The sequence below is a fragment of the Phenylobacterium sp. genome (assembly GCF_030693625.1).
Classification (GTDB): Bacteria; Pseudomonadota; Alphaproteobacteria; order Caulobacterales; family Caulobacteraceae; genus Phenylobacterium; species Phenylobacterium ferrooxidans.
The window spans coordinates 15,744-28,775 of sequence record NZ_JAUYAF010000035.1 but is presented as its reverse complement, the minus strand read 5'-3'; the positions used below and the strand labels follow the sequence as shown (position 1 = coordinate 28,775).

Sequence of the window (13,032 nt, the reverse complement as noted above, 5' to 3'; positions counted from 1 at the left end):
GACATTCCCATGTCCATCTTCAAGCTCATTCGGCTCGGCAGCGCCAAGCGTCTCACGCAAGGCGAGATCGAGGGGAACAAGGTCGAAGACGAAGGCCTGCTCTACTTCGGCTGAAGGCCCGGCGCCGGCGACAGCCGGCGCCAACTTCCCGCGCAAAATTGAAGAGACCTCAACATGATGACGCCATTGGCGGCTTCGATCCATGCGGCAAGGGTCGGCGCCGACCTTGTCTTCCTCGATGTGGCGCGTGACGCCTATGTCTGCCTCGCGGGGGCGGCCGAGGCGGGGCGCCTCTGTAATGGGGGCTCCCAGATCGAAATTCTGCAGCCTGCCCTCGGCGAGGCCCTTGGACAGGCCGGGTTGACCGGCGACGTCATATTCGCCCGCCAGATGGCGCCGCCGGCAGACCGAGCCCTAGAACGGCAGGAACGCCCGGTGTCGGGCGGCGATATCCTCAGCGGATTGATGATGACTTGGGCGACGGCGCCTGCACGTCGCTACGGGCTGCCATTTTCCGAGCTGGTCAGTTGGGCGGGTCGCCGGCCTTCGGGCGCGCCTGATCCCAGCGCCATACCTTGCAAGCGGGCCATCGCGGTCGTGAGCAGCTTTCAGCGACGCTGGCCCTGGGCCGTGGGTCGCGGTCTCTGCCTACACCGCGCCTTTCTGCTTCTAACCCAACTGCGCCAGGCGGGGTGTGACGCGGCTTGGGTTTTTGGCGTGCGCACCTATCCGTTTGAGGCCCATTGCTGGCTTCAGATTGGCAGCACGGTGTTGGACGATCCTTTGACGGGTTTGGCGGCCTATCAGCCGCTGATGACCGCCTAGTCGCATGTCAGACTATGTCGCTCTTTGGGGAGATCTCAGCACAGAGCCTGCCACAATCCTTGTGATGGCGCTGACTGAGGCGTCGTCGGGCCGCTGGACCTGGGCGACGAAGACGTCGAGCGCAGCGGTCCTGGTTAGAACCCAAAGGGCGCCGGTCACACGAGTGCTCCCCGATGGCCGCGGCCTCTTGGTGGGCGAGGCTTGGACCCGCGGTGGTGACACTGAGCTCGACCTCCCCAAGCTGCTGGCCAGTCCTTCTCTCGAAGCCCAGGTCCGTGCGCTTTGCGCGGGAATCTGGGGCCGCTATGTGGCGATCCTGGCTGATGGTGACAGGCCAGCGATTTTACGAGATCCGTCGGGCGGGTTGGAGGCGTTCACCTGGACGCGCTCTGGACTAACGGTGATCGCCTCTAGCCTCCCAGCTGACCTGGTCGACCTGCTCGCCCCGCCGATGACCCTCGATTGGGATCGCATCGCCGGTTACCTGGCTGTGCCGACCAGCCTGAGCGGACCTCTCGCGCTGCGGGGGATCACGGCCGTCGCGCCTGGCGAGTTGCTGCAGCAGGCGGGCAGCCAGTTTGTGCGCACAACCATCTGGCGGCCCGACGCCTTTGTCACCGGCGATCACGAACCTCCTGCGATCCTCCAGGGGCGCCTGGTGAGGCTTACCGACCAAGTCGTGGGCGCCTTGGCGAGCGGCCGTGGCCCTGTGCTCGCCGAGGTGTCGGGTGGCCTGGATTCGGCGATTGTCGCCGCGGCGCTCGCCAGGCGGACCGACGTGGAGGTCAGGCAGTGGCTGAACTACTATTCCCACGGCGCCGAGAGCGACGAACGGGTCTACGCGAACGCGCTAGGCGCCTTGCATGGCTTCTCGATCACAAGCGTGGCCAAGCCGTTCCTGCCTATTGATGCGCAGGGCCTTGCGATAAACGCCGGCGCCCTACGGCCTTCGCTGATCGGACTTGATTACCTTCGAGACGCCGACGTGGCCGAGCGGCGCCGCCTCGCGGGCGCAAGCGCGATTTTCACGGGCCAGGGTGGAGACGCGGTCTTTGGCCAGAGGCTCACGGCCCTGGCGCTCACCGACCATCTGCGCCGCGAGGGCCTGGGAAGTTTGCGGCTAGGCAGCGTGCGCGATCTCGCCGACTGGACCGGCAGCTCAGCGTGGACTGTCTTGGGCCAAGCGCTGGCCGGAGGTTCGCGGCGGGCGCCCGCCAAAGAGGGCAATGGGCCAAGCTTCATGACCGATGGCGCGCGGCGCGCCCAGGTGGAGGTCCATCCTTGGCTTTGCGCGCAGGACCAAACGCCTCCTGGCAAGCGCCAGCAGATCGAGCGGCTGGCGCAAGCTCAGTTGGTGACTGGCGACTGCCGAAGGTCGCGGGAGGCTGATCTCATTCACCCGCTGCTCTCTCAGCCGCTGGTGGAGTTCTGCCTAAACATTCCAATCGACGTACTGACCGGGCTTAAACGTGACCGTGCTCTTGCGCGTGGAGCCTTCGCCTCGCGACTGCCGGACGCCTTGCTGCACCGCAGGTCTAAGGGAGATATGACCAGCCACTACGGTCGGTGGGTGAGCGCGAGCCTGCCTTTTCTACGCGGCTTCCTGCTCGACGGGCGGTTGGCGGGGCAGAGGATTATTGACCGCGACAGGCTCGAGGCGGTGCTTACACCTGAGCAGTTGGCTTGGGGCGCGGACTACGTCTCCATCCTATTTGCAGCTGTCCTTGAGGCCTGGGTTGGACGCTGGGAGGCGGCTTGCAGCGATCTGGCCACCCGAGGCTAACCAACTTTTTTACACAACCACAAGCGTCAACGGCCCATCGTCAGCGCTAGTCTGGAGGTGTTCAATGCGCATTCCACTGATCATGGGCGCCGGCCGCGACACCGTATTCGTCGAGCGGCTCTGGCGATCGGTCAAGTATGAGGAAGTCTATCTGAAGGCCTATGACAGCGTCGCCGAGGCCCGCGCCTCGAGCGGCCGCTATCTGGAGTTCTACAACCGCAAGCGCCCACATTCGAGCCTGGGCGCCCGCACCCCGGACCAGGCCAATTTCGACCGCCAGCCCCAGGGCCCTGGCGGCATGAGCCTTTCGCCGCCGGGGTTGGAGCGTCACTCCAGTCGAGCTAGGCCCTCCCTGCGGGACGCACCAACCCCGGCGAAACACAACCGGCAGAGATCCCACTTAGCCAGCGGAGATTCCTGTCCAGACAATCCCGGGCACCGCAAACGCCAACATCTCGGTCAAATAGGCCGTGCATCCGGCCGCCAGGCAGGTTTCTCGATCCCCCTTCAACGCTGACGCCGTCAGGGCGATAATGGGTGTGGGCGGCCGATCGTTCGCCTGTTCCCACGCTCGAATGGTCCGCGTGGCGGTCAGGCCGTCCATGGCCGGCATCTGGCGGTCCATCAGCACCAGGTCGTAGCGCCCGGCCTTGAACATCTGGCACGCCAGCACGCCGGTCTCAGCCACGTCGACGATGTAGGGCGTGTCCTCAAGATAGGCGAGCGCGATCGTGCAGTTATCGGGCGAGTCCTCGGCCATAAGGATGCGCAGCGCCGGCAACGGCGCCTCCGGACCGACGCCTAAGGGCGGCAATCCACCGATTGTGTTGAAAAAGGCGGGTTGAAGCCGTGATGCGGCGCTGATTCACTTCCTTTGCGGGAAGGAAAGTCGGCCATGATGGGTGATCGATCGGATCGATCAGGCGGCGCTGTCCTACAAGTTTTCACTCGAGGGCCACGTACCTGCACAATCCGCCCAAGGCGGACATCCCGATACCGCTTTCGGCAAGGGCCTCCCCTATTCACCGGCGGTTGCAGAGCCTGCCACGGCTACGGCCGACTCACGTCGCCTCTTCTAGCCCTGCCGCCGGTTCAAGCGCGGCTTCCATGGCCGCATAGAGTACTGCCGCATCTATCGGCTTGGCCACGTGCCCGTCCATGCCCGCGCTGACCTAGGAGTCCAGCTGACCGGGCCAATCACAACGCCGGCCGCGCGGGCTCCCCTCGCCGACATCCGCGACCCGCTCCAAAAAAGGCCCGCTCCTATGGCCATCACTCGTAATGCGCTCTTGAAAGCCCGATAGGCGGCGTTAAGCACGTTCAAGAGCGTGCGCCTTGCAAGCTCTGCGGAATTGTGGTTTGCGTTTCGACGCACAACAAGTCTCCTAACTGGCTCTTGAACGCCCATGCCTGCCCGCAACATGCTGCTCCTCGCGCCGCCCTATCCCGTGGCGCTTGCCCTGACAGAACTCGGGGCGAACCTGCGGACAGCGCGCCTGCGTCGAAACCTGACCGTAGAGGAGGTCGCTCAGAAGATTGGAGCGGGTCGCCGCGCCGTGTCGGACGCCGAACGTGGCAAGCCAACAACCAGTGTCGCGATCTATGCCGCCCTGCTTTGGGCCTTCGACCTTCTGGCCGACATGCACAGCCTGGCCGACCCAGCTCGCGACCAGGAAGGACAGGTTCTTGCACGCTCCAAGGCCCGGATCCGCGCGCGGCGCGGTGAAGCCTTAGACAACGACTTCTAAGGCCGATGCCAGAGGCCTTTGTCCATATCACCCTTCCAGGGGCAGTTGAGCCGATCACCGCCGGTCGCTTTGTCATGGAGACCGACAGGACCGGCACGTCCGTCGGACGCTTCGTCTATGGCCGACGCTACCTGGCGCATCCTGAAGCGGTTGAAATCGATCCGGTCGAGCTGAAGCTCGCACCCCGCACCTACGAGACCGCCGCGCTCGGCGGCGTGTTCGGCGCCCTGCGCGACGCCAGCCCTGACTATTGGGGCCGCCGCGTCATCGACAAACATGCCGGCAAGCCGCAACTCGCAGAAATCGACTACCTGCTGCACTCCGCCGACGACCGCGCCGGCGCCCTGGGTTTCGGCCTCAATGCGGAGCCCCCGGCGCCGCGCCGCGACTTCAACCAGACCGTCGCACTGGAGAAGCTGCAGCGGATCGCCGACGCCCTGATCGCCGACGAAGAGCTGGCGCCCGACGCCGCCAACCAGCAGATTCAGGATCTGCTTCTGGTCGGCACCTCCATGGGCGGGGCCAGGCCCAAGGCCGTCGTCGAGGGCGAGGGCGCTCTATGGATCGCCAAGTTCAATCGCCAGGATGACCGCTGGAACAGCGCCCGGGTCGAACACGCCATGCTCACGCTTGCCCGGTCCTGCGGCCTGGAAGCCGCCGACAGCAAGGTCGTGCTGGCGGGACGGCGAGACGTTCTGATGGTCCGTCGCTTTGACCGCGACCGCGTGGCGGCAGGCTACACCCGCGCCCGGATGATCAGCGCCCTGACCCTCCTGCGGACGGAGGACAGCCATCGGGCGCGGGATCGATGGTCCTATGTGCTGCTGGCCGAGGAACTGCGCCGGGTCAGCGCCGAGCCCGCCAGGGATGCGCGCGAGCTTTTCCGCCGGATGGCCTTCAATGCGCTGATCTCCAACGCCGACGATCACCCGCGCAATCACGCGATGATCGCCAAGGCCAGGGATTGGCGGCTGTCGCCGGCCTACGACCTGACGCCATCGACCCCGATCAGCCTGGAACGCCGTGATCTGGCGCTGGTGATCGGAGACGCTGGCCGTATCGCCACGGCGGAAAACCTGATCTCACAAAGCCCACGCTTTCTGCTCAAGCCCGACGAGGCTGCCGCCATCATCGCGGACATGGAGCAGCGGGTGGCGAGCACGTGGTACGATGTCGCCCGCAGCGCCGGCGTGAACGCGCCCGACTGCGAGCTGATATCGGGAGCCTTCGTTTATCCGGGATTTCGGCCCGAACCGCCGCCGCCCTGACCGTGATCAAGGCCGCCGCAGCTAGATCAACCCCAGAGCCTTAAAGCTGGCGACATTCCAGGCAAACTCACATCGCCAACCAGCCCGATCGCACCCTACTGTTTGGTGATCGCGGTGATCTCACCCGCGCCGCCTTCAAGTTTTAGGTCGAAGGCCACCTTGTCGCCGGCCCCGCTCCCCACCGGGAGAACCTGACGGCCATCTGCCCCTTCCGCGAGCCACGTTTCAAACCAGGTGAGGCTCGCCTTCATCGCCGCCATTGCGGTGCGTGGCCGATGTAGAATGTGTGTCTCGCCGGGATAGGCGATGAGCTTGGTCGGGATCTTGGCCTCCTTAAGAGCTTGGTCCAACTCCAGGGCGCTGGCTGCAGACCGGCCTGTGAACAACTGTAGGAGGGGGCCGGCGAACCGGTCCGCCCGCGCCGAGGGTGAAAAGGCGCGATAAGCGGCGGCATATCTCGGATCGAGGGGAGGGCCACCAAACAGCCCGCGATAGATTTCTCGCACCATGCCGCCCCGGTAAAAGCCGCCGGCGCTGAAGAAGGATGTGTCTGCATTTATGCCGGCCCGGAACACCTTCGATTGGCTCAGCGCCAGGGTCGTGACGATCCCGCCGCGGCTGTAGCCGGCGATGCCGACGCGTTGTGGGTCCACGAGACCGCGGGCGACAGCGTCAGCCACGGCAGCCTCCATCGTGGCCACGGCGTCCAGCCCCATGCCCTGTTGCATTCGGGCGGGAGACAGATTGCTGTGGGCCGACCCATAGGCGTCTGAGACCGACAGATCGGAGGTCGTCTCATTGACGGAGAGCACCACATAGCCGCGCTCGGCCAGGACTTGCAGCGGGAAGGCCCACTGGAAAGTCTCAGCGGCGAACAGGTTTCGGGCGTCAGCCGCGTGGGTGATGACAATGGCGGGGTAGCGCCGCCCTGGTTGGTAGTTGCGCGGGTAAGTTATGTAGCCGCCGCTGACCGTGCCGAAACGGTTGGTCCACGTCGCAGGCTCGCTGGTTAGCGGCGAGATGGTGTCATAGCGCGCATTGGGCCGCGCAAGAACACGGACAGCTCCGGTGGACGGCCCCACCTTCACCAACTCCGGGGCGCGGGTCAGGCTTTCGCGGCCGCAGACCCCGACCCGAAGGCTCTCGTCGAATGCGCAGGGATGGAGACTCTCCCTCACCTGGCTGAGAGGTGTCTGCGCCGGGTAAGCCGCCAAGCCAAGGCGATCGGCTTGCCGCACACCGTATAGGACTTGGCCGCCTGGGCTTCGCCAAACCCCCAGCGCGCCGCCCATGCCGCTGTAGCTTACCGACCCGAGGGAGGTGAGCGCGCGCGCCAGGGACGAAACCTCGGAGAGCTCGTATTTTCCGCCGTCGAGCCGCGTGAGCCTCAGCCGGCCTGAGGCGGTTCTTACACCGCCGCTCTGCGGCTGAGGTGCAGATGAGCCTGTGGCTACGTCAAAGCGCCAGGACGATTGGTTTGGTGCTCCAGTCTCTGAGAGGCCGGGACGCTGGTAGACCAGACCCTGCGGGCCATCCCAGAAGACCGAGCCGCCTCGGAAGGCCACAGAGGCGGTGCTGCGATCCCCGGGTGATTGGGCAACCAACTGGTCGCGACCTGACCGTGTCTCGCGCACCCAGAGCTCTACCGCCTCCGCGGGAGGTTCAGCGTAGAAGTCTGTCGCGGTCGTCCGGCCATCGACATAGGCGAGACCTTCTTCGCGCCAAGCCCGCTGCCGTTTGGCCGAGCGGGGGCGCAGCGTCGCGTACCAGAGGGCTTTACCGTCAGGGCTCCAGCCGAAGGCCAGGACGCCTGTGGCGCGTGCAGGTTCGCTAGCGCTTGGGGCAAGACTGGTGTCGCCCCCCACCTGCGACAGAGGTTGATGCACCAGCCGGGGAGTGCGTCGGCCGGCATCGTCGATGTCGTAGACTTGCACCCCGTGACCAAACTCGCCCCGTAGGGTCCAGGTCTTATGGCCTGGCCGCGGCTGCAGATCTGCCAGGTAGGCGCTGTCAGCCACCTTGCGCGCAGGGCCGTCCCCCGTACCGACATAGAGGCCGTAGCGGCTCTCAGCCAAATCGAGCGACGGTTGTTTGACGACGAAAGCCCATCGCGCGCCATCAGCGCTAATCGCAACGCTGGTGATCCGGGTCACCTCCACGATGTCGGAGAGCGTCCAGCCCCGGGTCGCTCCTGGCCGGTGGTCGACCGCTGTCAGGCGCGCCGGCAGGGCAGGGGAGCCTATGCCAGAGCCACCGACATCGAGGCTCGCCATGACCGGGGTCGCCAGAGCCAGGGAAAGCACGGGTAAGACGAGTTTGACGGGCTGCCACATGGTGGGTAGCGCGATGCCGATCTCTCACGCCGAGCCGAGGTGGGGACCCGGGCGAATGGCGTGAGAGACCGGTCGCTTACCAGCGCTTGGTGAGCTGGAGGGACACGACCCGACCCATGGCGTTGGCATTCGCCGGGTCATAGCCGATGCCCTGGGGGGCATCGTAAAAGGGTGGGTCGTTGTCGAAGAGGTTCTGAACGCTGGCCGAGAGCATCAGCCCGGCCAGAGGACCGCTCGAGCTCTGTGGAGCCCAGCGCAACTGCAGGTCCGCGGTCGTCCAGCTGTCGATGGCCACGCCACTCGAGGTCTTCGCATCGCCGAGATAGTTGACCGAAAGGGTTGCGCCGTACGGGCCATGGCTCCATCCGCCGCTGGCCCGCGCCCGCAGTCGCGCCGGATTGCCAGCTACGGCTTGAAGGTCTCTCGAGGCCGATGTCGGCGTCAGCTGGCGGGCATAGGCCAAGAGATAGGACGCGTTCGCCGCCAAATCGAAATGGTCGGCGCCACGGTCAAGGCTGAGGCCCGCGTTGAGATCCAGGCCCTGAACCTGCACCTTGGCGGTGTTGACGAAACGGGCGTCCAGGACCGCGCCGAAGGCCGCTGGCGGGTAGGTTGTGCTGGCGCCGTAGCTGGGGTCGCTGATCAGGGCGTTGATGAGAGCCAGGTCGGTTGGCCGACTGGCGTCCAGGGGCGTGACGAAGGCGCTGAGCGCCGGATCGTTGAGGGCGCCTGCCAGGTTGGCGAGAACAGGCTGGCCGATCTGGTCGTTGAAGGTCGTCTCAAAGAGGGTCGCGCCGAGGGACAGGCCCGCGATTGCAGCCGGGGCGTAGTCGGCGCCGGCTGTCCAGGAGGTGGCGCTCTCGGGCCTGAGGCTGGTGTTCCCGCCGGTCTGGATCAGGGTCAGGATGCGAGCGGCCCCCTGGTTGAGGAAGGTCGGCCCCACGCTATAGGCTTGATTGACCTCCGTGAGCGAGGGGGCGCGGAACGACGTGCCATAGGTGGCGCGCAGGCGGAGGTCTGGGGTTGGGCGCCAGATCAGCCCGATCTTAGGATTGGTGCTGTCACCAACGTCGTCATAGCGCTCAAACCGCGCCGCCAGCGAAATCTCCAGGCGCGGGGCTGAGGCGTTGTCGGCCGGGCCGATCAACGGCGCGCGCGCTTCGGCGAAGAGCGCGCTCACGGTCCGTTTGGTGTCGGGCGTCACCAGGGTGAGCGGGGTCGCCGTGGATCGGAAGGTGACGATGTGCTGCTTGAAGGTCTCGCGCCGGGTCTGGGCTCCGACGGCGAGTTTCACGACGCCGGCCGGTAGGGTGAAGAGATCGCCATCGGCCTGGGCGCTCAGGGTGGTCACCCGGCTGCGGAATTCTGGCGCGGTGTAACCCGACCCCACGAAGTCCAGGATGGCGCGTGAGTTGCCGCTGCTTGCGCCAAACGGGTTGAAGTAGCCATCGCGCGGCGCGTTGAAGGCGGTCGCCGGATTGTCGGGCGTCGCGCCCAGCGCTTCACGCAGCAGCAGGCTGTTGATGACGTTCTGAGTCCGGGTCTGGCTGTGCTCCTGCGCCAGCGCGCCATAGATCTGGGCTTGCCAGGATCCGGCCAGCCGGATGTCGGCGCCAGCGGTGACGCCGAAGCTCTCCGCCGTGCCGCCACCACGGCTCGCGCCCAGCTCATCGAAGAAGGAGTAGCCGACCACCGTGCTTGCTCCGCCGGTCGGCGAAACGAAGTGGGGGTTGGCGGGCGTTACGGTGATGGTGCTGACGGATGGCGCGCCGCGGTAAGCAAACTCCCGGCGGCTGAAGCGGCCATCGAAGGCCAGCTCCACATGCTCGCCCAGGCTCTGGGTGAGACTTCCGTACAAGCCCTGGCGGGTCTGTTGCGGCGTCAAATCCATTCCGGCGTTCGGATTGGCCAGATTGACTTGGCCGGGCAAGAAGCTTGCCGCCGTCAGCCCCCGGCCGTCTTGCCCGTCTGGTATGGCGTATCGCGGTTGATAGGCGCCGCCCGCCAGCACAAGGACATTGCCGGGGTGTGCTAGGAAGGTACGGTGGTCGGTCCCGCCAAAGCCTCGCAGGTCAGCTGTCGCCGTGTAGGCCCGGGCTGAATAGGGCAGGGCTTCCCGCTGCTCATATTCGTAGGCGAGCAGGGCGCTGCCGCTGGACCAGGTGGTCCCTAGGGTTTGGCCAAACTGCACCGAGCCTGCGCCACCCTCGGCGTGACCAAATCTGAACCGTGACTCTGCGCCCTTGAAGTCGCGGCGCAGGATGATGTTGACCACGCCGCCCACCGCGTCGGAGCCATAGAGCGCTGAAGCGCCGTCAAGCAGCACGTCGACCCGGGCGATGGCCGCGGTTGGGATAGCGGAGACGTCGGAGAAGTCGCCGCGCGAGCCGGTGCCGGCCATACGACGACCGTTGATCAGCACCAGGGTGGCGTCGCTACCCAAGCCGCGCAGATTGACGCCCGTGGACAGCGCGCCATTGGTGCCGAGCGTGTCGGTCGCCGTGATCGCGCTGGTGGGAGAACTGACCCCACCGAAGGCTTGCGGCAGCGCACCCAGCGCCTCGGCCACAGTCGCAAAGCCCGAGCGGTCGATAGAGTCGCGGCTCAACTCAACGATCGGCGAGGCTCCAGCTCCACTTCCGCGGATATGGCTGCCGGTGACCACGACTTCATCGAGAATGGCCGGAGCCGTCAGCGCAGGCACGGCCGCCGCCGCGGTCGGAAGGGCGCCAAGGCTCGCGAGCACTGGGCGGGTCTGGCTGTCTCCTGAACTCAGGCCCGATCCTCGCTCTCTAAGCACCAAGACATCTGGCCGGCTGCGGCGAACGACGATGCCGCTGCCGGCCAGCAGGTGCGCCAAGGCGTCCTCGGCCGTAAATAGGCCCTGCAAGGCGCTCGTCCGGCGCCCGCGGACCAGCTCGGAGGGATAGAGCAGTTGCAGTCGTGACTGCGCGCCAAACGCAACCAGGGCCTGCTCCAGGCCACCGCCGGGAATGCTGAAAGCGATTCTTGGCTCCGCCGCCACAGCGGCGACCGGCGCCGCGGCAAGGGCCAGCAGCAGGCTGGGAGCAAGGACTCGGGACAGGCGACGCGACATGTTTGGCACGATGGTTTCCCCTCTGGCCGCCGCCGGCGCCTGCGATATCGCGGCGGCTCTTGCGTCGGATCAGTGGGGTAGACGCGCCAGCTCGAGCTTGACCCTGGAGCGCACCACGAATTCTCTTGAAGGTTAGCTAGACGGAGGCGGGCTCCGCAGACGAAGGGCGCCGTTCCATTGACGCTCGGGCACGAGGCCATGCAGGTCCTTGACCGCGGCCAGGAACGCCTCGGTGTCGCCGGCGTCGAAGACACCGCTCACCTGCGTCGCGCCGATCGGCCCGGGTTCAAGCTCGAGCCGGTCATGGCTGTAGCGATTGACCTCTGCGACAGCCTGGCTAAGCGGCACGCTGCGCAGCACGATGCGGCCCTGGGTCCAGCCCGTAGCCGCCTCAATATCGGCGGCGCGTGGGGTCATGCCTGTGGCCTTTGGCGTCAGCATTTCTCCAGCCTGAAGCCGTACAGGCGCGCTCGCCGGCGCCTTCTCGTCGTGCACCTCGACTACGCCTTGGACGAGGACAACTCTCACGTCGTGATTGTCCCGGCGGACGTCGAAGCGGGTGCCGACGGCGCGAACCACCGTATCCCCCGCGTCCACCAAGAACGGGCGCTTGGCGTCGTGGGCCACTGTGAACAAGGCTTGGCCGCCTTCGAGTTCGATTTGTCGCGCGCTCTTGCTGAACCGCACCCGCAAACGCGTGCGCGTATCCAGTTTGATCTGAGATCCGTCGCTGAGGCTTACGACCCTCTGTTCGCCGGTTTCAGTGGAGTAGAGCTCGCCGCGCCAGATTGACTGCGACGCTAGCACCACGGCGGCACAGGCCATGGCAGTAAGGCCCGTCCACTTCACCGTAGCGGGTGGGAGCTTCAAGCCGGAGACAGGCTTTGTAGGGGGAGGGGGCTCCTTAGGGCGGATCGCCATTTCGGCGACCGCTTCGATCTCGGGATCGCCCTTCAGGCGGTCGGCCTTTCGCCACAGCGCTTCAATCCTGGCGTATGCCGCATCATTGCGCGGATCTCGCCGCCAGATGTCGAAGTTCGCGACGTCGCTGTTGGTGACGGAGCGCGCGCCAAGCCGAGCAAACCAGTCGGCTGCTTCACTCGTTGCGCGGGCGTCGTCCGTGGCCGTTTCGTCCATGGCGCGCTCTCTGTCGCCTTAGTCGGTGTCCCGCAACAGCTTTGCGCAATGCGCCAACGATCGCGACATCCGCCACTCCACCGTTTTGACGGACAATCCAGAGTGGTGCGCAATCTCGTCGTAAGTCAAACCTCGGAAGCGACTGAGAACGAAGATTTCGCGATCCGCGGCGGGGAGTGAGAGGACGATCTGTTTCAGCAGTAGGGTCTCAGCTTGATCGGCTGGTGACAACAGAGTGCCGCCGAAACGAATAGCCTGAGCGGCGTGACGATCTCGCACAATCGCCCGTCGTAGCTGATCGCGGGCGATGTTGACGGCCACGCGGAGCAGGAGGGCGCGAGGGTGTTGGACGTCGGTCTGAGTGGCCAACCTCAGGTAGGTCTCCTGCACGATATCCTCAGCGCCCTGCACCTTGAAACGCTGACGCAAGGTGCGCGAGAGCCATTGGGCTTCCCGCAAGAAACTTGCGGTGATACCCGCCGTCTCCAAGCTATGGCCGCTCATTCCGTTCATTGCGCGCCCTTCCGAAGTCCGAGTGCATTGAATTGCCAAGTGGTGAAATACACACTCACAGTGTGTAGTTCGGCGTGCGCGGAAAAGCAACCTTTGGTGGGTGACTAGCGACGCAGATCTTGAGGCATTTGGCCGAGCATTGCGCCATTGGCGGAAGCAGCAGGGTATCAGCCAGGAGGAACTGGCCGGGCGGGCCGATCTCCACCGCAACTACGTTGGCTTGGTCGAGCGCGGTGAGCGAAATGCTAGCATTAAGAGCATGTTCAAGCTCGCTCAGGCTCTTGGGATCAGCGTTGCGCAGTTGTGCAGCAATCTAAGATAGGTGTAG

10 protein-coding genes and 1 pseudogene are annotated in these 13,032 nt (G+C 65.6%); 6 read left to right on the top strand and 5 right to left on the bottom strand.

Going from position 1 to position 13,032, the window contains the following annotated elements; all coding sequences use genetic code 11:
* Positions 1–174 precede the first annotated feature (174 nt).
* The 3 genes and pseudogenes from Q8N10_RS07625 to Q8N10_RS07615 form a co-directional block, all read left to right on the top strand.
* Positions 175–825, top strand: coding sequence for a lasso peptide biosynthesis B2 protein (locus Q8N10_RS07625; protein WP_304782504.1), 651 nt, complete (start codon positions 175–177; stop codon positions 823–825).
* A 64-nt stretch (positions 826–889) separates the two neighbouring features.
* The gene (locus Q8N10_RS07620) at positions 890–2,608 is read left to right on the top strand and encodes an asparagine synthase C-terminal domain-containing protein (RefSeq protein ID WP_304782507.1); all 1,719 of its coding nucleotides are present in this window, start codon (positions 890–892) and stop codon (positions 2,606–2,608) included.
* An 85-nt stretch (positions 2,609–2,693) separates the two neighbouring features.
* Positions 2,694–2,882, top strand: a pseudogene (locus Q8N10_RS07615) (integrase core domain-containing protein); the annotation flags it as partial.
* A 126-nt stretch (positions 2,883–3,008) separates the two neighbouring features.
* On the opposite strand, the gene Q8N10_RS07610 reads toward Q8N10_RS07615, so the two are convergent.
* Positions 3,009–3,389, bottom strand: coding sequence for a response regulator (locus Q8N10_RS07610; protein WP_304782511.1), 381 nt, complete (start codon positions 3,387–3,389; stop codon positions 3,009–3,011).
* A 625-nt stretch (positions 3,390–4,014) separates the two neighbouring features.
* Here Q8N10_RS07610 and Q8N10_RS07605 point away from each other — a divergent pair.
* Positions 4,015–4,356 (top strand): helix-turn-helix transcriptional regulator, encoded by a 342-nt coding sequence (locus Q8N10_RS07605; protein ID WP_304782514.1) that lies wholly within the window; start codon positions 4,015–4,017, stop codon positions 4,354–4,356.
* A gap of 74 nt (positions 4,357–4,430) precedes the next feature.
* Complete coding sequence (locus Q8N10_RS07600; RefSeq protein ID WP_304782517.1) at positions 4,431–5,624, top strand: type II toxin-antitoxin system HipA family toxin; 1,194 nt, start codon at positions 4,431–4,433, stop codon at positions 5,622–5,624.
* A 95-nt stretch (positions 5,625–5,719) separates the two neighbouring features.
* Here the strand turns inward: Q8N10_RS07600 and Q8N10_RS07595 are convergent, their stop codons facing one another.
* The 4 genes from Q8N10_RS07595 to Q8N10_RS07580 all read right to left on the bottom strand — a co-directional run bounded on the left by Q8N10_RS07595 (position 5,720) and on the right by Q8N10_RS07580 (position 12,704).
* Positions 5,720–7,897, bottom strand: coding sequence for a S9 family peptidase (locus tag Q8N10_RS07595; RefSeq protein WP_304782520.1), 2,178 nt, complete (start codon positions 7,895–7,897; stop codon positions 5,720–5,722).
* 136 nt (positions 7,898–8,033) lie between these two features.
* Complete coding sequence (locus Q8N10_RS07590) at positions 8,034–11,054, bottom strand: TonB-dependent receptor (RefSeq protein WP_304782523.1); 3,021 nt, start codon at positions 11,052–11,054, stop codon at positions 8,034–8,036.
* A 132-nt stretch (positions 11,055–11,186) separates the two neighbouring features.
* Positions 11,187–12,191, bottom strand: a complete 1,005-nt coding sequence (locus tag Q8N10_RS07585) for a FecR domain-containing protein (RefSeq protein ID WP_304782526.1) — start codon at positions 12,189–12,191, stop codon at positions 11,187–11,189.
* Positions 12,192–12,209: 18 nt separating this feature from the next.
* Complete coding sequence (locus Q8N10_RS07580) at positions 12,210–12,704, bottom strand: RNA polymerase sigma factor (protein WP_304782531.1); 495 nt, start codon at positions 12,702–12,704, stop codon at positions 12,210–12,212.
* Between the two features lie 100 nt (positions 12,705–12,804).
* Here Q8N10_RS07580 and Q8N10_RS07575 point away from each other — a divergent pair, with 100 nt between their 5' ends.
* Positions 12,805–13,026 (top strand): helix-turn-helix domain-containing protein, encoded by a 222-nt coding sequence (locus tag Q8N10_RS07575; RefSeq protein ID WP_304782536.1) that lies wholly within the window; start codon positions 12,805–12,807, stop codon positions 13,024–13,026.
* The last annotated feature ends 6 nt before the right edge of the window (positions 13,027–13,032 follow it).

What these genes read in the sequence shown, in the direction of transcription:
- Q8N10_RS07625 (WP_304782504.1), top strand. Translation starts at nt 175, where the DNA reads ATGATGACGCCATTGGCGGCTTCGATCCATGCGGCAAGGGTCGGCGCC.
- Q8N10_RS07620 (WP_304782507.1), top strand. Translation starts at nt 890, where the DNA reads ATGGCGCTGACTGAGGCGTCGTCGGGCCGCTGGACCTGGGCGACGAAG.
- Q8N10_RS07605 (WP_304782514.1), top strand. Translation starts at nt 4,015, where the DNA reads ATGCCTGCCCGCAACATGCTGCTCCTCGCGCCGCCCTATCCCGTGGCG.
- Q8N10_RS07600 (WP_304782517.1), top strand. Translation starts at nt 4,431, where the DNA reads ATGGAGACCGACAGGACCGGCACGTCCGTCGGACGCTTCGTCTATGGC.
- Q8N10_RS07595 (WP_304782520.1), bottom strand. Translation starts at nt 7,897, where the DNA reads ATGGCGAGCCTCGATGTCGGTGGCTCTGGCATAGGCTCCCCTGCCCTG.
- Q8N10_RS07590 (WP_304782523.1), bottom strand. Translation starts at nt 11,054, where the DNA reads ATGTCGCGTCGCCTGTCCCGAGTCCTTGCTCCCAGCCTGCTGCTGGCC.
- Q8N10_RS07585 (WP_304782526.1), bottom strand. Translation starts at nt 12,191, where the DNA reads ATGGACGAAACGGCCACGGACGACGCCCGCGCAACGAGTGAAGCAGCC.
- Q8N10_RS07580 (WP_304782531.1), bottom strand. Translation starts at nt 12,704, where the DNA reads ATGAACGGAATGAGCGGCCATAGCTTGGAGACGGCGGGTATCACCGCA.